The following is an 18,713-nucleotide window of genomic DNA, read 5'->3' on the forward strand; positions in this document are numbered from 1 at the left end:
TGCGACTTTGCTTCCCTTGGGTCCGCGCCCGACGCGGGTGAGCGGCGACGCCTAGCACGCGCGGCCGCCAAGGCCATAGCCACGCGTGCGGCTTGTCGCAAAGCGCGCCGCCTTGGTCGCTTGGGCGGCTCAGCCGGAGCGCAACAACGCGACGCCGGCGTCGCGTTCGAACAGATATAGCGCCAGCCGCGACGCCGTTCCGCGTGCTCCGCTCAGACCGCCGTCGCGGTCGATCAGCAGGCGCGCGTCATCCGCGGCGACCGGCAGCAGCTCGGTGAGCAGCTCCGGCGTGGCAAGCCGGAACCCCTCCTCACCCGATTGCCGAGTGCCGAGCAGTTCGCCGGCGCCGCGCAGCCGCAAATCTTCCTCGGCGATACGGAAGCCGTCGTTGGTCTCGCGCATCAACGCCAGCCGCGCGCGCGCCGTCTCGCCAAGCGCGCCGCTGCGTACCAGTAGGCAGTTCGATTTGCCGGTGCCGCGCCCGACCCGCCCACGCAACTGGTGCAACTGGGCGAGGCCGAAGCGATCGGCGTGTTCGATCACGATCAGCGTGGCGTTGGGCACATCGACGCCAACCTCGATCACCGTCGTCGCGACCAGCACGCCGAGATCAGCGGCGGAGAAGCGTGCCATCACCGCATCCTTGTCCGGCCCCTTCATGCGACCATGGACCAATCCCACCCTGTCGCCGAAGCGCGCGCGCAGCATCTCGGCGCGATCCTCGGCGGCGGCGAGGTCGCTCTTCTCGCTTTCCTCGACCAGCGGGCAGACCCAGTACGCCTGCCCGCCGCTGGCGAGGTGGCGACCGAGCGCCTCGACCACATCCGCCAGACGATCCTGCGAGATCACCGTGGTCTGGATCGGCTGGCGGCCGGGCGGCATCTCGTCGAGCCGGCTGACGTCCATCTCTCCGTAATTCGCGAGCGTCAGCGTGCGCGGGATCGGCGTCGCGGTCATCGCCAGAAGATGCGGCGCGGTGTTCGCCTTGGCCTGCAACATCATGCGCTGCGCCACGCCGAAGCGGTGCTGCTCGTCCACCACCACCAGCCCGAGATCGCGGTACGTGACGCCCTGCTGGAAGATTGCGTGCGTGCCGATCAGGATGTTGATGGTGCCGTCGGCCAGGCCCATCAGCGTGGCCTCGCGCGCGCGGCCCTTGTCGCGCCCGGTCAGCACCGCGATTTCCACCGGCAACCCCGCGAACAGCCGGCGCAGCGATTCGAAATGCTGGCGGGCGAGGATTTCGGTGGGCGCGAGCAACGCCGCCTGCGCCCGCGCTTCGACCGCGACCAGCATCGCCATCGCCGCGACCAAAGTCTTGCCCGCGCCGACATCACCTTGCAGCAGGCGGAGCATTGGTTGCGCCTGTGCGAGATCGCCCTCGATCTCCGCCACCGTTCGCGTTTGTGCGCCGGTGAGGCTGTACGGCAGCTTGAGCATGTCGCGCAGCCGCCCGTCGCCGGCCAACGCCCGCCCCTTTCGAGCACGCGACGATTGCCGCACCAGCATCAACGCAAGCTGATTCGCGAACAGTTCGTCATAGGCGAGGCGGGTGCGGGCGACCGCGTCCGATGGGTCGGCATGGATACGCGCCAGCGCCTCCCGCCATGCCGGCCAGCCTTTCCGCGCGAGCAGACCCGGTTCGATCCACTCGGGCAGATCGGGCGCGCGCTCGATCGCCTGCGCGGTGAGCTGTCCCATCCGTCGCGAGGTGATCCCCTCGGACAGTGGATAGATCGCCTCGCGCCCACCCGGCTCAGCCTCGTCGAGCGGCAGGACGTAATCCGGATGGACGATCTGGAGATCCTGCCCATAGGTTTCGAGCTTGCCCGACACGCGGCGCGGCTCGCCGATCGGCAGCAGCTTCTTAGCCCAGCCGGGATGCCCGCCGAAATAGAGCAGGCTGACGGTGTTGCCCGCCGCGTCGCTCGCCAGCACGCGCGTCGGCCCGCGCCCGTTGCCGGATCGCACCTCGCGCGCGGTGAGCATGATCGCGATCGTGCGACCGGCATCAGCAATGTCGAGTTCGTCGCGGGCGATGCGATCGACATAGCCGGTGGGCAGATGGAACGCGACATCGGCGATCCGCGCGAGGCCGAGTCGCTCGAGCGGCCTGGCAAGTGCGGGGCCGATGCCCTTCAGCGCCGTCACTTCGGCGAACAATGGATTGAGGATATCGGGTCGCATGACTATTTGAGGCGTCCCTTACCCCCAGCCGACGCGCACCGCCAGCGCCCGTCGGCCAATCGCCGTTGGAGTCTCATGGACCGCGAAACCCGCCTCAAGCGCCTGCATTTCCGCGCGCACCACCGTGGCACCAAGGAAGCCGACCTGCTGATCGGCGGCTTCTTCGATGCGCGCGGGCACGCGTGGAACGATGCCGAGATCACGCTGTTCGAGGAACTGATCGAGGAACAGGACGTCGACATCATGGCCTGGGCGATCGGCATGGAGCCGGTGCCGGACCGTTATGCCGGATCGATCATGCAGGCGATGCATTTGCTCAACTACGTGCCGGTGGCACGCTGACCTCGCCTCCCCTTCCCCGTGGAAGGTGCAACCAGAAGACCCTATGCCCGATCTGAAGACCATCCTCGCCGCCAAGGCGCCGCTTACCCTCGCCGGCGTGCCGAACGGTTTCGCACCGTGGCTGCTAGCCGACCTCGCCCGTGCCGCACCTACCCGGGCGGTGTATGTCGCGCCCGACGAGGCTGCGATGCGCGCGGTGGCGGCAAACGCGCCGGTGTTTGCGCCCGATCTCGAGGTGCTGATGTTCCCGGCGTGGGATTGCCTGCCCTATGATCGCGCCTCGCCGACGCTGCGCGTGATGGCGGAGCGCATGGCGACGCTGCACCGCCTGCAAGCCACGCCCAAAGCGCCGCAACTGCTCGTCACCACCGCCAACGCGGTGGCGCAGCGCACGCTGACGCCGTTCCGAATTCGCCAGCTTGTCGCAAAGCTCGCGCCGGGCGAGCGGATCGGGCGCGACAAGCTCGCCGTGCTGCTCCAGGCAAACGGCTATGTGCGCGTCGAGACGGTCGCGGATTCGGGCGAGTTCGCGGTGCGTGGCGGGCTGGTCGATCTGTTCCCGAGCGGATCGGAGGCGGCGCTGCGGCTCGACTTCTTTGGCGACGAGATCGAATCGGTACGCACCTTTGACCCCGCCGACCAGCGCACCACCGGTCGGATCGACGGTTTCACCCTCCTGCCGGCGTCCGAGACGCTGCTCGACGAGGAGAGCATCAAGCGCTTCCGCAGCCGTTACCGCGAGCGCTTCGGCGCGACCGCGACCGGCGATCCGCTGTACCAGGCGATCAGCGAAGGCCGCCGCCTTGCCGGCATGGAGCATTGGCTGCCGCTGTTCGAGGACAAGATGGTCACGCTGTTCGACCATGTCGGCGGCGATGCGGTGGTGGTGCGCGATACCGGCGTCGAACCGGCGGCGGAGCAGCGCTTCGAGGCGATCAATGATTATCACGCCAACCGCGTCAAGGCGCTGAGCGCGGACCCGGGCAGCTACCGCCCACTGCCGCCGAGCGCGCTGTACCTGATGCAGAAGGAGTTCGGCGAGACGTTGGCCGCCGCCCGCGCGCACCTCGTCACGCCGTTCCATGAGCCGGAAAGCGCCACCGTGCTCGACTTCGGCGTCGACGGCCCGCGCGACTTCGCGCCGGACCGGGTGAGCGGATCGAACGTTTATGAAGCGGTAGTCGATCACGTCGCGAGCTTGCGCAAGGCGGGCAAGAAGCCGATCCTCGCCAGCTATTCGTCCGGCTCGCGTGAGAGGCTGGCGACGTTGCTGGCCGATCACGGGCTCAAGGCGGCGACCAAGGTCGACACCTGGCAGGAGGCGCTCGGCCAGTCTGCCAGCGGGGTGGCGCTGTTCATCCTGCCGCTCGACCACGGCTTCACCACGCCTGACATCGCGCTGCTGACCGAGCAGGACATGCTTGGCGACCGGCTGGTGCGCCGTGCCAAGCGCAAGAAATCCGCCGACGCGTTCCTCGCCGAACTAGCGATGCTCACGCCGGGCGATCTCGTTGTCCATGTCGATCATGGTATCGGTCGCTACGAGGGGCTGACCTCGATCCCCGTGGGCAAATCCCCGCACGATTGCGTCGCGTTGAGCTACGCAGGCGGCGACAAACTGTTCGTTCCCGTCGAAAATATCGACGTCCTCTCACGATACGGCTCCGATAGCGAGGGCGCCGGCCTCGATCGTCTCGGCGGCGAGGCGTGGCAGCGCCGCAAGTCGAAGATGAAGGAGCGGATCCGCGAGATTGCTGGCGAGCTGATCGCGACCGCCGCGGAACGCGCGCTCCGTCCCGCCGAGGTGATCGAGGCGGATAGCGGGTATACCGAGTTCGTCGACCGCTTTCCCTATGAGGAAACCGACGACCAGGACCGCGCGATCGGCGACGTGCTGGAGGATCTCGCCAAGGGCACGCCGATGGACCGGCTCGTCGTCGGCGATGTCGGTTTCGGCAAGACCGAGGTCGCGCTGCGTGGCGCGTTTGCGGCGGCGATGGCGGGCAAGCAGGTTGCGATCGTCTGCCCGACGACGCTGCTCGCGCGCCAGCATTTTAATAACTTTGCCAGCCGGTTCGAGGGTTTCCCGATCAAGGTCGGCCGCCTCTCCCGCCTCGTTACCGCCGCCGAGACCAAGGCGACCAAGGCTGGCCTTTCCGACGGCACTGTCGACGTGGTGGTCGGCACCCACGCGATCCTCGCCAAGGGCATCGACTTCAAGCGGCTCGGCCTCGTCATCGTCGATGAGGAGCAGCGCTTCGGCGTGACCCACAAGGAGCGGCTGAAGGCGCTCAAGTCCGACGTCCACGTCCTCACCCTCACCGCCACGCCGATCCCGCGCACGTTGCAGATGGCGATGTCGGGCTTACGCGAACTGTCGGTGATCCAGACTCCGCCGGTCGATCGCCTGGCGGTGCGCACCTATGTCATGCCGTGGGACCCGGTGGTGCTGCGCGAGGCGTTACTGCGCGAACATTACCGTGGCGGGCAGAGCTTCGTCGTCACCCCGCGCATCGCCGATCTGCCGGACATCGAAAAATTCCTGACCGAAGGCGTGCCGGAGATCCGCTACGTTGTCGCGCACGGCCAGATGTCCCCGACCGAGGTCGAGGAGCGCATGTCGGCGTTCTACGACAAGAAGTTCGAGGTGCTGGTGTCCACCACGATCGTCGAGAGCGGTCTCGATATCCCAAGCGCCAACACGATGATCCTGCATCGCGCCGATCGCTTCGGCCTCGCGCAGCTTTACCAGTTGCGCGGCCGGGTCGGGCGATCGAAGACTCGCGCCTATGCGTATATGACCACGCCCGCCGACCGGAAACTCACGGAGACGGCCGAGAAGCGGCTGAAGGTGCTGTCCGATCTCGACAGCCTCGGCGCCGGGTTCCAGCTTGCCGCGCACGATCTCGACATTCGTGGTGCCGGCAACCTGCTTGGCGACGAACAGTCCGGGCATATCAAGGAGGTCGGCTACGAACTCTACCAGTCAATGCTGGAGGAGGCGATCATGGAGGCGAAGGCCGGCGGCATGCGCATCCGCCCGAAGGACTTCTCGCCGCAGATCACCGTCGATGCGCCGATCCTCATCCCAGAGGATTACGTGCCCGATCTCGACCTGCGGATGGGGCTGTACCGCCGCCTCAACGATCTCGAGGATGCGATCGAGGTCGACGCCTTCGCCGCCGAGTTGATCGACCGGTTCGGGCCGCTGCCCGACCCGACCGAGAACCTGATCCGCATTATCGAGATCAAGCTTCACGCCAAAAAAGCTCGCGTCGCCAAGATCGACGTCGGCCCGCGCGGCGCGTTGGTATCGTTCCACGACGACAAGCCACCCAACGTGGACGGACTGCTCGCCTGGCTGAAGCGCATCGGCGATGTGGCAAAACTGCGTCCCGACAGCAAGCTGGTGGTGACGCGCGCCTGGGGTGACCCGAAGGCGCGACTCAACGGCGCACTGCAACTGGCGAAGGGGCTGGCGAAGGCGGCGGGGTGACACCCGCCCCGGATGTCAGAGGGACGTAGGGGACGATAATGCAAGACGAAACGGAACAGGATCAGGCGCCCGGCTTCGCGGTCGCGGCGTTCGAGGTTGATGGCAGTCTGGTTGGTATCGGCGAGATGGCGATCGCCAATCTCTCGAGCGAATGGCTCGACGTATGGCGCGGGCTGATCGACCGGCACGGTGTCGTGTTCGACGTCAATCTGCAGGGCCCGCTGAGCCATATCCGGGTGAAATGCACCTCGACGGCGGGCGCCGCCCTGCTGCTCGTCTACAGTCGCGATCGGCCGGCATCATCAGCGGCGGTGGTATGCGGCGTATCGGCAGCGACGGAAACGCAAGTCCTCACAATGTTTGCCGATTCGATCCGCGAGGCGACCGCAAGCGTCCACGATGACGACCCGGCCGCCACCCCCTTTGCGATGATCCCGACGCTCGACCAGCGCCCGCTGCTGGTGGCGGTACCGTGGCCTGACGATCTCGTTTCCGATCAGGACCGCGAACTCGCCACCGAACTGACCTGGCATTTCGCCGGCGCCTTCATCGGCCGGCAGATCGGCTGAGCCTTATTCCGCAGGTTCCTCAACCGGCGCGGCCAGCGCGGGTGTGGCATCGCCATACCGCGCCAGCGCCTCGACCGGTTGAACCTCGTCGATCTCCTTCGCGCCGGTATCGATGTTGAGATCGCGGAACTTCCGCGCCGTCACCAGCGCACGGCTTTCGAAACTGCTGACGAAGGTGTTGTAGTTGTTGACCGCCGAGGTCAGCCCACCGCCGACCTTGCGCAGATCGCCCGCCGCCTTGGCGAGCCGCTCGTACAATTCCTTGCCGAGCGCGCCGATCTCGTGCGCCTGCTTCGCCATCTTCTCCTGCCGCCATACCGCATCGACCGTACGCGCGATCGCAATCAGGTTGGTCGGTGTGGCAAGCAGCACGCGCTTTTCAAACGCAAAGTCCCACAGGCTCGGATCATATTCGAGCGCGGCGGTGAGGAAATGTTCGCCCGGCACGAACATGATGACGTAATCGGGCGCATCGGCGAACTGGTTCCAATACGCCTTGTTACCAAGCCCGTTGACGTGCGCACGCATAGACGCGGCATGCGCGGCAAGCCCGACCTTCCGCTCCGACTCATCGACCGCGCCGAACGCGTCCTGATAGGCATTGAGCGACACCTTGGCGTCGATCACCAGACTGCGCCCGCCCGGCACCTTGACGATCGCGTCGGGCCGCAGCCGCCCGCCCTCGTCACCGCCGGAGATGCTGACTTCGGTCTGGAAGTCGGTATGTTCGGACAAGCCGCAGGTTTCCAACACGTTCTTCAGTTGCTGCTCACCCCAGCGACCGCGTGATTTCGGCGCGTTGCGTAACGAATTGACCAGCTTGGCGGCCTCGCTCGACACCTTCTCCTGGCCGACGCGCAAGCCTTCGAGCTGGCCCTTCAACTGATCGAACGCGCTGACCCGCTCCGCCTCGATCTTGCCGACCGTTTCTTCATACCGCAGCAGGCGATCACTGACCGGCTGGAGCATCGATTTGAGGTTTTGCCCTGCCGTCTCCTCGGACTGGCGGAAGCGTTCGTCGGCGCGCTTGAGGAAGTTTTCCTGCGCCTCGACCAGCAGCCTGTTCGAGACTTCGGCGAACTGCGTCGCAAGCAAATCCTTGGCGTGGAGCAGCCCGGCGATTCGCGCTTCGTACGTTTCAGTGCTGGTCTGCTCGCGCGCCTGGAACGCCTCGCGCAGTGCGCGCTCACGCGCGTCATGCGCATCGGTCGCCATCTTTAGACGGGTTTCTTCCTCCGCGATGCGCTCGGACAAACGATGTTCGAACGACGCGGCATGCGTCTTAAGTGCGGTGTTCTCCAGCCGCGCGCGATCGCGATCTTCGCGAATTTCCGACAGGTCAGCGCGGACCTCGGCAAGTTCCTCACGCAACCCAAAGGCCGCGCGCGCGCGCTCCTCCGCACCGGCGAGATCGACGATGGCGCGTTTGAAATCGGCCTCGCGCGTGTCGCGCTCGGCCTGCATCGCCGCGAGACCGCGCTGCCCGACCCACCAGCCCAGACCGACGCCGATCAACAGCGCGAAAATCACGACCATACCGAACATCAAATCCAACCGCTTGCTCCCCCGGAACGAACGGCGAACCTACTGCGACGCCGCGCGGCGATCAACCGCGCTGCGACGGACCGTTGGTCATGCAGTCAAGCAACGCGCGCGCGATCAGGCGGCCTTACGCGCCTTGGCGAGCTTCTTGAGGATCATGTCGCGCTTCAGCCGCGATATGTGATCGAGGAAAACGATGCCGGCGAGATGATCCAGCTCATGCTGGACACAAGTCGACATCAAGCCGTCGAACTCCTTTTCGTGCGCGACGCTGTCGAGGTCAAGCCACTTCAGCCCGCAGCGCGCCGGCCGCTCGACATCCGCGTAATTCTCCGGGATCGACAGGCAGCCTTCGGTATAGGTGTTGAGATCCTCGCTCTGCCACACGATTTCAGGATTGATAAAAACGTGCGGCTGGCGTGCGGGGCGCGGCTCACCGCCTTCTTCGAGGGGCGGCTCGTCATCCTGAAGGTCAATCACCACGATGGCCTGCTCGATACCGACTTGGATCGAGGCAAGCCCGATGCCGCGCGCATCATACATCGTGTCGAACATGTCGGACACGATTTTGCGCACCCCGTCGTCGATCGTGTCGACGGGCTTTGCGATCTTCTTCAGACGAGGATCCGGAACCTCGAGGATTTCCATAATGGCCATACGGGGCAGCTAGGAACCGCCCGCGCGTTCGTCAAGCCGGGTGGTTACGCCACCGGCCGCCGCGCGCGCAGCGCCTGCGCGAGCGTACCCTCGTCGAGATAGTCGAGTTCCCCACCCACCGGCAGGCCATGAGCAAGCTGCGTGACCCGCACGGGGAAACGCTCGATCCGCTCGGCTATGTAGTGCGCGGTGGTCTGCCCCTCCAGCGTAGCGTTCATCGCCAGCACCACCTCATCGATGCTACCGGACTCGATCCTGCGGACGAGCGCGTCGATACTTAGGTCCTCCGGCCGCACGCCCTCGAGCGCCGACAGCCGCCCGCCGAGCACATGGAAACGCCCCGGAAACAGCCGCGAACGGTCCAGCGCCCAAAGGTCCGCCACTTCCTCCACGACGCACAGCGCGCGCGGATCGCGGCGTGGATCGATGCAGATTGCACACGGATCGGTCGTATCCACGTTGCCGCACAGGTGGCAATCGGTCAGCCGCGCTTCCACCGCCGTCAAGGCAGCAAGCAACGGACCGAGCGCGCCCTCGCGTTTTTTGAGCAAATGCAGCACCGCGCGCCGCGCCGAGCGGGGGCCAAGCCCCGGCAGACGGGAAAGCGCCTGCGTGAGCGCGTCGATTTCAGGAGAGGCCATTGCGGAACAGATAGGGGGTTGCAGTGCCCCCCGACAAGCGGCCAGAGCATCGCCCATGCGGATCATTTTCATGGGAACGCCCGAATTCTCGGTGCCGGTGCTGCGCGCGCTGGTGGAAGCGGGTCACAACATCGTCGCCACCTACAGCCAGCCGCCGCGCCGGGCCGGTCGCGGCAAGGCGCTTTCCCCTACGCCGGTCGCCCTAGCGGCAGAGGCGATGGGAATTGATGTGCGTACGCCGGTCTCGCTGCGCGATGCGGAGGTGCAGGCTGCGTTCGCAGCACTGGACGCGGACGTCGCGGTGGTGGCCGCTTACGGCCTGATCCTGCCGCGCGCGGTGCTGGATGCGCCACGTCTGGGCTGTCTCAATGTCCATGCATCCCTGCTGCCACGCTGGCGGGGGGCGGCGCCGATCCAACGCGCGATCCTTGCCGGGGATCTCGAAACGGGCGTCGGCATCATGCAGATGGAGGCTGGGCTCGATACCGGCCCGGTGCGGCTGGAAGGACGTACACCGATCGACGGCAAGACCGCTGGCGCACTTACCGACGAATTGGGTGCCATGGGTGCGCGGCTGATGGTGACGGTACTCGGAGATTACGACGGACACCCGGCGGTCCCGCAACCGGAGGACGGCATCACCTATGCCACAAAGATCGACAAGGCTGAGGCGCGGATCGACTGGTCGCAATCCGCCGAACAGGTCGAGCGGCAGGTGCGCGCGTTCAACCCCGTGCCGGGCGCGTTCTTCGAGCTCGCGAGCGAACGTGTGAAACTTCTCGCCGCCGATCCGATCCGCGCCTCGGGTGAGGCCGGCATGGTTCTGGACGACCACCTCACTATCGCGTGCGGAAGCGGCGCGTTGCGGCCGACCTTGCTCCAGCGCGCCGGTCGCGGCGTCATGACGGCAGGCGACCTGCTGCGCGGCTTCCCGATTTCGCCCGGCACCCGCCTGTGACCCGGTTCGCGCTGACGGTCGAATATGACGGCCGGCCGTTCATGGGATGGCAGCGCCAGACGCACGGGCCAAGCGTGCAGGAGGCGATTGAAACCGCCGCACACGCAATCACCGGCGAGACGGTCAGCGTGCAGGCGGCCGGGCGGACGGATGCCGGGGTCCACGCCACCGGTATGCGTGCGCACGTCGAAATCGAGCGCGACATCGCCCCGTTTCGCCTGATGGAAGCCCTTAATGCAAAACTACGGCCGCACCCGGTCGCGATCCTCACGTGCGATGCGGTGGCGGACGACTGGCATGCGCGCTTCTCCTGCATCGCGCGGCATTACGCGTATCGCATCGTCACCCGGCGCGCTCCGCTGACGTTCGAGAGCGGACTGGCGTGGCGCATGCCCCAACCGCTCGATGTGGCGGCGATGGCGGAGGGCGCGCGGCAACTGGTCGGCCGGCACGATTTCACCACCTTCCGCTCTGCGCACTGTCAGGCGGACAGCCCGATACGCACGCTCGACCGGCTGGAGGTGAACGCCAGCGGCGATCGCATCGTCGTCTCGGCCTCGGCACGGTCGTTCCTGCACCATCAGGTCCGCTCGATGGTGGGGTGTCTCGCGCTGGTCGGCCAGGGCAAGTGGACGCCGGACGATCTACGTGATGCGTTGCAGGCGCGGGATCGAACCGCGCTCGGCTTCAACGCGCCGCCGGACGGTCTGTACTTCCTGCGCGCTGACTACCCCTGACCGTCCCGATCAGCGACTGAGCCGCGCCACCAACTCGACATGTGTGGACCAGCGAAATTGTCCGACCGGCTGCACCCAATCGATCCGGTATCCCGCTTTACACAAAAGCTCGGCATCCCGTGCGAAGCTGCTCGGATTGCACGAAACATACACAATCACCGGCACCTTCGATTGCGCCAGTTGCAGCGACTGTTCGTGCGCGCCCGCACGCGGCGGATCGAGCACCACGCAGTCAAACCGATCGCACTCGCCGCTGGTGAGCGGGCGGCGGAACAGGTCGCGGTGTTCGGCGAATACGGCGCGACCGGTGCGCGCGGCAGCCGCCTTGAGCGAGAGGACCGCATCGCGCGCCGCCTCGCCGGCATAGACTTTCCCGGATAGCGACAGCGCAAAGGTACCCAGGCCCGCGAACAGATCTGCAGTCGTCCGTGCCGCACCCGCCCCCTCCCGTACCGCTGTCACCAGCGCATCCTCGCCTTCGCGGGTCGCTTGCAGAAACGCAGCGGGTGGCATCGGCACCGGCACGCCACCGAGCGTGATGGTCACCGGCTCCGGCTCCCAGCGCGTTTCCGGGCCGAGACCGGAGTCGATCGAAAGCCGCGCCACACCATTCGCCTGCGCAAAGGCGGTGATCGCCTCGGCCGCTGAAAGGCCTTCTGCTTCGACACTTTCGATCAACAGATCCACACCCTGATCCGCCTCGGTCAGGTGCAGGCGAGCACGCCGCCCCTTCTTAAGCCATGCTGCGAGCAGTTTGCGTAAAGGTGCTAAGATCGCGAACAATTTCGGAGTCAACACATGACATTCGAGCAGGTCGACGATGGCATGGCTGGCATTTTCGCTGAAGCCGATCCATACGCGCCCTTCGCGCATCTCCGCCTGGAGAGCGGCGCGGCGACGGCTACGCGGCGGCGACAACACCGGTGTGCGGATCGGCGCCTCCAGCCCCTGCGCCGCCAGCGCTCCGGCGATGCGATCGATCAGGAAGCGCGCGTACGCCGCGTCGTCGAGATGCTGGAGCTGGCACCCGCCACAAGCCGGGAAATGCCGGCACGGCGGCACCTGATGATGCGGGCCGGGAATGACCTCACCCGTCTCGGTCAGCGTGTCACCCGGCGCGGCGAACGCGGCATGACGACCGTTCGAGGTCACGCCGTCGCCTCGTGCCGCAACGCGCACGATTGTGTCCGTCATAACGCCGCCCGCACCGCTGCCAGTTCGCGCGCGAGATCGTCGGCGATGAACGCTCCGCCAAGCCGTCGCGCCGCTTCGCCGTGCATCCAAACGCCCGCCTCGGCCGGCGCGGGCGTATCCGCAACGAGCATCGTCGCGATCGTACCGGCCAGCACGTCGCCGGTTCCGGCAGTCGACAACCACGCGCTTGCGCCAAGCGCGACGCGGGTGCGCCCGTCCGGATATGCGACCACCGTATCAGGGCCCTTGAACACCACCACCGCTCCGGAACGTGCCGCGGCGTTGCGTGCCGCTTCCATCTTGCTTCCGGTGAAGTTGCCGAACAGCGCCTTGAACTCGCCCGCATGCGGGGTCAGCACCACCATCCCGCTCCGCGCCTTGATGCGCGTGAACGCCGATTCGTCGAGCAGATGCAAGGCGTCACCGTCGATCAACAGCTTATGCGTGCCGCCAAGCGCCGCCTCCAGCTTGGCGCTCGCGGCGTCATCCCTACCCAGCCCCGGTCCGACCACGATCGCGGTCTTGTCCGGTCGCTTTCCATCCAGCGTCTCGACCAACGCCTGCGCAGACCAGGAGCGCCGCACCAGCGCATGCGGCGCTCCGCCTGTGGCTTCATCGGTGAACAGCATCACGTATCCCGCGCCGGCGTGCATCGCCGCTCCCGACGCGAGCGCCGCCGCGCCCGGCATCGCACCGCCAAGCACGATCACCAGTCCACGAGAGTATTTATGGTCAAAGCGATACGGCGGCGCGACCCAGGGGCGCGAGATCGTCCAGTCAGGGCTCGCCTCCCGATCCAGTTGCAGATCGAGACCAATCTCGACGACCCGCACCGAGCCGCAATGTTCGGCTGTCGGCTCAAGCACATGCGCTGGTTTCAGTGCTCCCAGAGCGAGCGTCAGGTCGTAGCTGATCAGGTCGAGCGCACGCGCATCAGCACCTTGATCGCCATCGATGCCACTTGGCAAATCGACAGCGACAGAAAAGCGCGCGGCGCCCACCAGCACAGCAAGCCGGTCGCCGACCACCGGGTCAAGTGGTCGCGATCCGGTGCCGAACAGCGCGTCGACAAGGATCGGCGCCGGCTCACAATCGTCGAACCGTTCGATCGGGCCGTCCCAGCGCGCGCGGGCCGCCGACGCGGCTTCGGTCTTCGGGACGGCAAGCGCGGCGACGCGCACGTCTGCGCCGCCTGCCTTTAAGATCCGCGCCGCGACATAGCCGTCGCCGCCATTGTTGCCGGGACCGCAGAGCACCAGCACGGGTGCGCCCGCGGCAAGCCGGCGCACCGCCTCCGCAACGCCGGCGCCGGCGCGCTCCATCAACTCAGCCACGCTGGAACCCGCTGCAATTGCGCGCTCTTCCGCCGCCCGCATCGCGGCGGCGGTGAGGATCGGCTGGCCTTCGGGTCGGATCATGATGGCTTGGCCACACCCTTCACCGTCGCCGGCAACCGGTAACGATCGCCGGCCAGTGCGACCTGGATCCGGCCCGCGTCGAGCACCGTCACCACCGCCTTCTCCGCGCCATCAGCAGCGATGACGCCGCGCCCGTCCTTGGTCACCAGCAAACGATGGAATGCACCATCCTTGTTCCGGAGCGTCAGCACCAGCCCTTGGTCGCTTTCCGCTCGATCAACCGTGCAAGAGCGCGTGAACGCGCCCACGCCTTTGACGGCACATTCGATCATCCCGTCGTCGTCTGCCGCGGCACGTTGCTGCGCCTCGACCTTGGCGAGTGTCTCGTTATCAGTGTTCCGTTCGCCGCATGCCGCAAGCGCCACCGCCAGCAACAATACGCTAGATATCCGCATAGACATGCGTTTCGGCCTTTGCCCCAGGGTGCGTGACCGCGCCCCTATAAGCGGGACCGACGTTCCGCGCATAGCGCCACAACACTCCCGCCTGATAATCATTGGTGCGCGCGACCCACGCCGTCTTACGCGCGGCGAGCACATCGTCGGCGACGAGCAGGTCGATCGTGCCCACCTCCGCGTCGATCCGAATCGCGTCGCCATCTTCGACCAGCGCGATCGGGCCGCCCTCGGCCGCTTCCGGTCCAACATGGCCGATGCAGAAACCACGCGTGCCCCCTGAGAAACGTCCGTCGGTGATCAGCGCGACCTTCTCACCCATGCCAAGCCCATATAGCGCGGCAGTGGTAGAGAGCATCTCGCGCATGCCGGGGCCACCCTTTGGCCCTTCGTAGCGGATGACGATGACTTCGCCCTCGTTGATCGCGCGCGCTTCGACGGCGGCAAAGGCATCCTCCTCACGATCGAAGCAGCGCGCCGGCCCCTCGAAAACGAGCCGGTGCATACCCGCGACCTTCACGATCGCCCCGTCAGGCGCGAGGCTGCCGCGCAGGCCGACCACACCGCCAGTCGCGGTGATCGGGGTGGCGATGTCGTAGATCACCTTCTGGTCGGGGTTCCACGTCACCTCGTCAATGTTCTCGCCAAGCGTCTTGCCGGTCACGGTTATGCAGTTGCCGTCCAGAAAGCCGCCGCCGAGCATCGTCTTCATCAGCATGTAGACGCCCCCGGCCTCGTACATATCCTTGGCGACGTACTTACCACCGGGTTTAAGGTCGGCTATGTAAGGTGTTAATTTGAAAGCTTCGGCCACATCGAAGAGATCAAAGTCGATACCCGCTTCATTGGCCATCGCAGGCAGATGCAGCGCAGCATTGGTCGATCCGCCCGTAGCCGCCACCACGCGAGCGGCGTTGATGAACGCCTCGCGCGTGCAGATGTCGCGAGGACGCAGATTGCGGGCGATCAGTTCCATCACCTGCGCGCCGGCAGCGACCGCGATCTGTTCACGCGTGGTGTAGGGTGCAGGCACCATGTTGCTGTTCGGCAACGACAAACCGATCGCTTCGCCCACGCAGGCCATCGTATTGGCGGTGAATTGCCCGCCGCAAGCGCCGTGACCGGGACAGGCGACCTTTTCGAGCTCATGCACCTCCGACAGCGGACACGCGCCGGCGGCGTATTTGCCGACCGCCTCGAACACATCGACGACAGTGACGTCGCGATCGTGGAAGCGGCCGGGTAGGATCGACCCGCCGTAGACGAAGATCGACGGGACATTGAGGCGCAGCATCGCCATCATCATGCCGGGCAGCGACTTATCGCACCCGGCGAACCCAACCAGCGCGTCATAGCAATGGCCGCGCACCGACAGTTCGACCGAGTCGGCGATCACTTCGCGGCTGACCAACGAGGACTTCATCCCCTGATGTCCCATCGCGATGCCATCGGTGACGGTGATGGTATTGAACCGGCGCGGCAGGCCGCCGCCCGCAATGACACCGCGCTGCGCGGCATCCGCCTGACCATCGAGCGTGGTGTTGCATGGTGCGGAGTTGTTGCCAGCACTCGCCAAGGCAACGAACGGCTTGGCGATATCCTCCTCCGGAATGCCCATCGCATAGTAATAGCTGCGGTGCGGCGCGCGCTCGGGACCGACCGAGACATGGCGACTCGGCAGACGGGATTTGTCGAAAACATTGCTCATAATGCGCGTCCTATGTCGCGAAACGCGCTTTGGACGCAAGTCTGTTGCGCATCTGATCCTTATGAAGCGCCGGAAGAGGCGGCAGAATCGCTTCCGCCGCCTCCGACCGAAATGGCGCTCGGATCGGCCGAGGACCATCGGCGGGCGCGGCGCGCTGGGCGGCGGACCCGTTCAGCGACCGGGTTGCACGTTGGGTGCCAAGTGCGTTTTCCGCCGGCAACATGCGGCAGCCAGCAGGCTACGTATCATTTTGAGACGGCAAAGTGTCACGACAGTCGCGATTCGAGACACCACCAACCGGGTTGGGCCGCGCGAACCCGATCGGCGGCTGCCGCGCATTGATCATCGCGCGCGTACAAAGCGAAGCACGTCGCGCCGGAGCCGGACATGCGGGCGAGCGTTGGCGCGGTGCTTCGCAACAGGTCGATAACTTCACCGATCGCCGGAGCGATCGTGCGGGCCGGTGCTTCCAGATCGTTGCGACCGGCCAACGCTCGATCGAGCGCTGCGCCTGTCATGATCCCGCCATGGTCTACGCCGTCCCACGCCTTGAACACCGGGCCGGTCGACACCGCGACGCCAGGGTTCACCAGCAGCACCGGTACCCCGTCCAACCGACCGAGGGGATCGAGTTGTTCACCCCGGCCAGTGCCGAGCGCGGGCTCACCAAGCAGGCACGCCGGCACATCCGAGCCCAGCGCATCGGCCACCGCGAACAGGCGCGGGTCGTTCCGTGCGACGTCATGCCGCCGTGCGAGAATGCGCAGTGCCGCAGCGGCATCCGCCGAACCGCCGCCGATCCCCGAGGCGACAGGAAGGTTCTTCTCCAGCAGCCAAGCGCCTTCGACCGCGACACCGAATGTCGCCGCAAAGCCGCGCGCCGCACGCAGGACGAGGTTGTCGCCTTCACCGGACAACGCCGCCGCGAAGGGACCTTTGATCGTGAAGCTCGCCGCGCCGGGGGTGAAGTGCAGTTCGTCGCCGTCTTCGAGAAAGGCAAACAGCGTTTCGAGCGCGTGGTACCCGTCCGGCCGCCGCGCGCGGACATGTAGCGCGAGATTGATTTTGGCGGGCGCGCGTTCGGTGATCGTCTGGGTCATTGCGTGGTGTTTACTCGGCTTATAGGTGGCGGCGCGGCGGTGCATCACTCCGCTGGCCACCGCGCATTACATGTTCGGATAGTTCGGTCCGCCGCCGCCCTCCGGCACCACCCAGTTGATGTTCTGGGTCGGGTCCTTGATGTCGCAGGTCTTGCAATGGACGCAGTTCTGCGCGTTGATGACGAACTTCGGGTCGCCCTCGGCCTGCCCCACGATCTCGTACACGCCAGCCGGGCAATAGCGCTGCGCGGGCTCGTCGAACATCGGCAGGTCGTATTCCACCGGGATGTTGGGATCGCGGAGCGTGAGGTGAACCGGCTGGTCCTCCTCATGGTTGGTGTTGGACAGGAACACCGAGGACAGGCGATCGAAGGTCAGCACGCCATCAGGCTTGGGGTAATCGATCGGCTTGACCTGATCCTTGCGCCACAGGCTCTCGTGGTTGGGATGATGCTTCATCGTGAACGGCATCTTGATGCCCCAGCTTTCCAGCCACATCGTCGCATTGGCGAGCGCGGCACCGACCCGCTCACCGAACTTCTCGACCAGCGGCACGACGTTGCGGACGATCGACAGCTCCTTCTTCACCCAACTGGCGTCGAACGCCTCCGGATACGCCACCAGTTCATCCTGCGCGCGCCCGGCTTGCACCGCCGCGAACGCCGCCTCCGCCGCCATCATGCCCGACTTCATCGCGGTGTGGGTGCCCTTGATACGTGGCACGTTGAGGAAGCCGGCGCTGTCGCCCACCAGCACGCCGCCGGGGAACGTCAGCTTGGGGAGCGACTGCAAACCGCCATCGCTGATCGCACGCGCACCATACGATACGCGCTTGCCGCCCTTTAGCAGCGCGGCGATCTCGGGATGTGTCTTCCAGCGCTGCATCTCCTGGAACGGAGAGAGATACGGGTTGGTATACGACAGCCACGTCACAAAGCCGATCGCGACCTGCCCGCCGGCCTGATGGTAGATGAAACCGCCACCATTTGAACCCGGCGTCTCCTTCAGCGGCCAGCCCTGCGTATGAACCACCCGGCCGGGCACGTGGCTGGAGGCGGGTATGTCCCACAATTCCTTGATGCCAAGGCCGTAAACCTGCGGCTGCGCGTCCTTGGCGAGATCGAAGGTGCGGATGATTTCCTTGGAGAGATGCCCGCGCACCCCCTCCGCGAAAAACGTATATTTCGCGTGGAGTTCAAGGCCCGGCGTATAGTCCGGCTTGTGCGTGCCGTCGCGCGCCACGCCCATGTCGCCGGTGGCAACACCCAGCACTGCGCCGCTCTCGTCGAACAGGATCTCCGCCGCCGCGAAGCCGGGGAAGATCTCCACGCCGAGTTCCTCCGCCTGCCCCGCCAGCCAGCGGCACATATTGCCCAGGCTACCGGTGTAGGTGCCGGTGTTGTGCATGAAGCCTGGCGTGATGAAATGTGGCACCGCGAACTTTCCGGTCGTCGACAGGATCCAGTGCTGGTTGTCGGTCACCGGCACCTCGGCAAGGGGGCAGCCCTGCTCGCGCCAGTCCGGCAGCAGTTCGTCGAGCGCCTTTGGATCGACCACCGCACCCGAAAGGATGTGCGCGCCGACTTCGGAACCCTTTTCCAGCACGCACACCGACAGCTCGGCCCCGGCGGCATTGGCCAGCTGTTTCAGCCGGATAGCCGCGCTGAGGCCAGCCGGCCCCGCGCCCACGATCACGACGTCATACGGCATCGACTCCCGGTTACTCATCGTCTTCTCCTTGGCGGCACGGATACTCGTCGCGCGCTCGC

Annotated in this window: 15 protein-coding genes; 5 read left to right on the forward strand and 10 right to left on the reverse strand. The window is 66.1% G+C overall.

The window, feature by feature from the left end; translation table 11 throughout:
* Positions 1-129 precede the first annotated feature (129 nt).
* Entirely contained in the window at positions 130-2,187 is a 2,058-nt protein-coding gene (recG, locus tag L8F97_RS03210) for an ATP-dependent DNA helicase RecG (protein WP_242146536.1), read from the reverse strand.
* 75 nt (positions 2,188-2,262) lie between these two features.
* Between recG and L8F97_RS03215 the strand changes: the two genes are divergently transcribed.
* Genes L8F97_RS03215 through L8F97_RS03225 form a run of 3 tightly spaced genes read left to right on the forward strand, consistent with a single transcriptional unit; the run spans position 2,263 to position 6,594 of the window.
* Entirely contained in the window at positions 2,263-2,529 is a 267-nt protein-coding gene (locus L8F97_RS03215) for a succinate dehydrogenase assembly factor 2 (protein WP_242146537.1), read from the forward strand.
* Between the two features lie 43 nt (positions 2,530-2,572).
* Entirely contained in the window at positions 2,573-6,025 is a 3,453-nt protein-coding gene (gene mfd, locus L8F97_RS03220; RefSeq protein WP_242146538.1) for a transcription-repair coupling factor, read from the forward strand.
* A gap of 38 nt (positions 6,026-6,063) precedes the next feature.
* Complete coding sequence (locus tag L8F97_RS03225; protein ID WP_242146539.1) at positions 6,064-6,594, forward strand: hypothetical protein; 531 nt, start codon at positions 6,064-6,066, stop codon at positions 6,592-6,594.
* Positions 6,595-6,597: 3 nt separating this feature from the next.
* On the opposite strand, the gene rmuC is transcribed toward L8F97_RS03225, so the two are convergent.
* From rmuC to recR, 3 genes are all read right to left on the reverse strand, one after another.
* Positions 6,598-8,139 (reverse strand): DNA recombination protein RmuC, encoded by a 1,542-nt coding sequence (gene rmuC / locus L8F97_RS03230; RefSeq protein WP_242147138.1) that lies wholly within the window; start codon positions 8,137-8,139, stop codon positions 6,598-6,600.
* A gap of 114 nt (positions 8,140-8,253) precedes the next feature.
* Positions 8,254-8,793, reverse strand: coding sequence for a peptide deformylase (gene def, locus L8F97_RS03235; protein ID WP_242146540.1), 540 nt, complete (start codon positions 8,791-8,793; stop codon positions 8,254-8,256).
* A gap of 44 nt (positions 8,794-8,837) precedes the next feature.
* On the reverse strand, positions 8,838-9,434 hold the full coding sequence (recR, locus tag L8F97_RS03240) for a recombination mediator RecR (protein ID WP_242146541.1): 597 nt from the start codon (positions 9,432-9,434) through the stop codon (positions 8,838-8,840).
* A 55-nt stretch (positions 9,435-9,489) separates the two neighbouring features.
* Here recR and fmt point away from each other — a divergent pair, with 55 nt between their 5' ends.
* Together fmt and truA are read left to right on the forward strand one after the other, a co-directional pair.
* Positions 9,490-10,392 (forward strand): methionyl-tRNA formyltransferase, encoded by a 903-nt coding sequence (gene fmt / locus L8F97_RS03245; RefSeq protein WP_242146542.1) that lies wholly within the window; start codon positions 9,490-9,492, stop codon positions 10,390-10,392.
* Positions 10,389-11,129 carry a tRNA pseudouridine(38-40) synthase TruA gene (gene truA / locus L8F97_RS03250; RefSeq protein ID WP_242146543.1) on the forward strand — a complete coding sequence of 247 codons (741 nt, stop codon included), beginning with the start codon at positions 10,389-10,391 and terminating at the stop codon, positions 11,127-11,129. The genes fmt and truA overlap by 4 nt, the downstream gene beginning before the upstream one ends.
* A 9-nt stretch (positions 11,130-11,138) precedes the next feature.
* On the opposite strand, the gene L8F97_RS03255 is transcribed toward truA, so the two are convergent.
* The 6 genes from L8F97_RS03255 to L8F97_RS03280 form a co-directional block, all read right to left on the reverse strand.
* Entirely contained in the window at positions 11,139-12,323 is a 1,185-nt protein-coding gene (locus L8F97_RS03255) for a class I SAM-dependent RNA methyltransferase (RefSeq protein ID WP_242146544.1), read from the reverse strand.
* Complete coding sequence (locus tag L8F97_RS03260; RefSeq protein WP_242146545.1) at positions 12,320-13,741, reverse strand: NAD(P)H-hydrate dehydratase; 1,422 nt, start codon at positions 13,739-13,741, stop codon at positions 12,320-12,322. Before L8F97_RS03260 ends, L8F97_RS03255 begins: the two co-directional genes overlap by 4 nt.
* The gene (locus L8F97_RS03265; protein WP_242146546.1) at positions 13,738-14,136 is read right to left on the reverse strand and encodes a hypothetical protein; all 399 of its coding nucleotides are present in this window, start codon (positions 14,134-14,136) and stop codon (positions 13,738-13,740) included. The genes L8F97_RS03260 and L8F97_RS03265 overlap by 4 nt, the downstream gene beginning before the upstream one ends.
* Positions 14,123-15,844 (reverse strand): dihydroxy-acid dehydratase, encoded by a 1,722-nt coding sequence (gene ilvD, locus L8F97_RS03270; RefSeq protein WP_242146547.1) that lies wholly within the window; start codon positions 15,842-15,844, stop codon positions 14,123-14,125. Before ilvD ends, L8F97_RS03265 begins: the two co-directional genes overlap by 14 nt.
* Positions 15,845-16,110: 266 nt before the next feature.
* A complete protein-coding gene (locus L8F97_RS03275; protein WP_242146548.1) occupies positions 16,111-16,944 on the reverse strand; it encodes a 4-(cytidine 5'-diphospho)-2-C-methyl-D-erythritol kinase in 834 nt (277 codons plus the stop codon).
* Between the two features lie 66 nt (positions 16,945-17,010).
* The gene (locus L8F97_RS03280; protein WP_242146549.1) at positions 17,011-18,672 is read right to left on the reverse strand and encodes an electron transfer flavoprotein-ubiquinone oxidoreductase; all 1,662 of its coding nucleotides are present in this window, start codon (positions 18,670-18,672) and stop codon (positions 17,011-17,013) included.
* Positions 18,673-18,713: the final 41 nt, after the last annotated feature.

Origin of the sequence: Sphingomonas sp. BAUL-RG-20F-R05-02 (genome assembly GCF_022662305.1) — a bacterium.
GTDB lineage: Bacteria > Pseudomonadota > Alphaproteobacteria > Sphingomonadales > Sphingomonadaceae > Sphingomonas.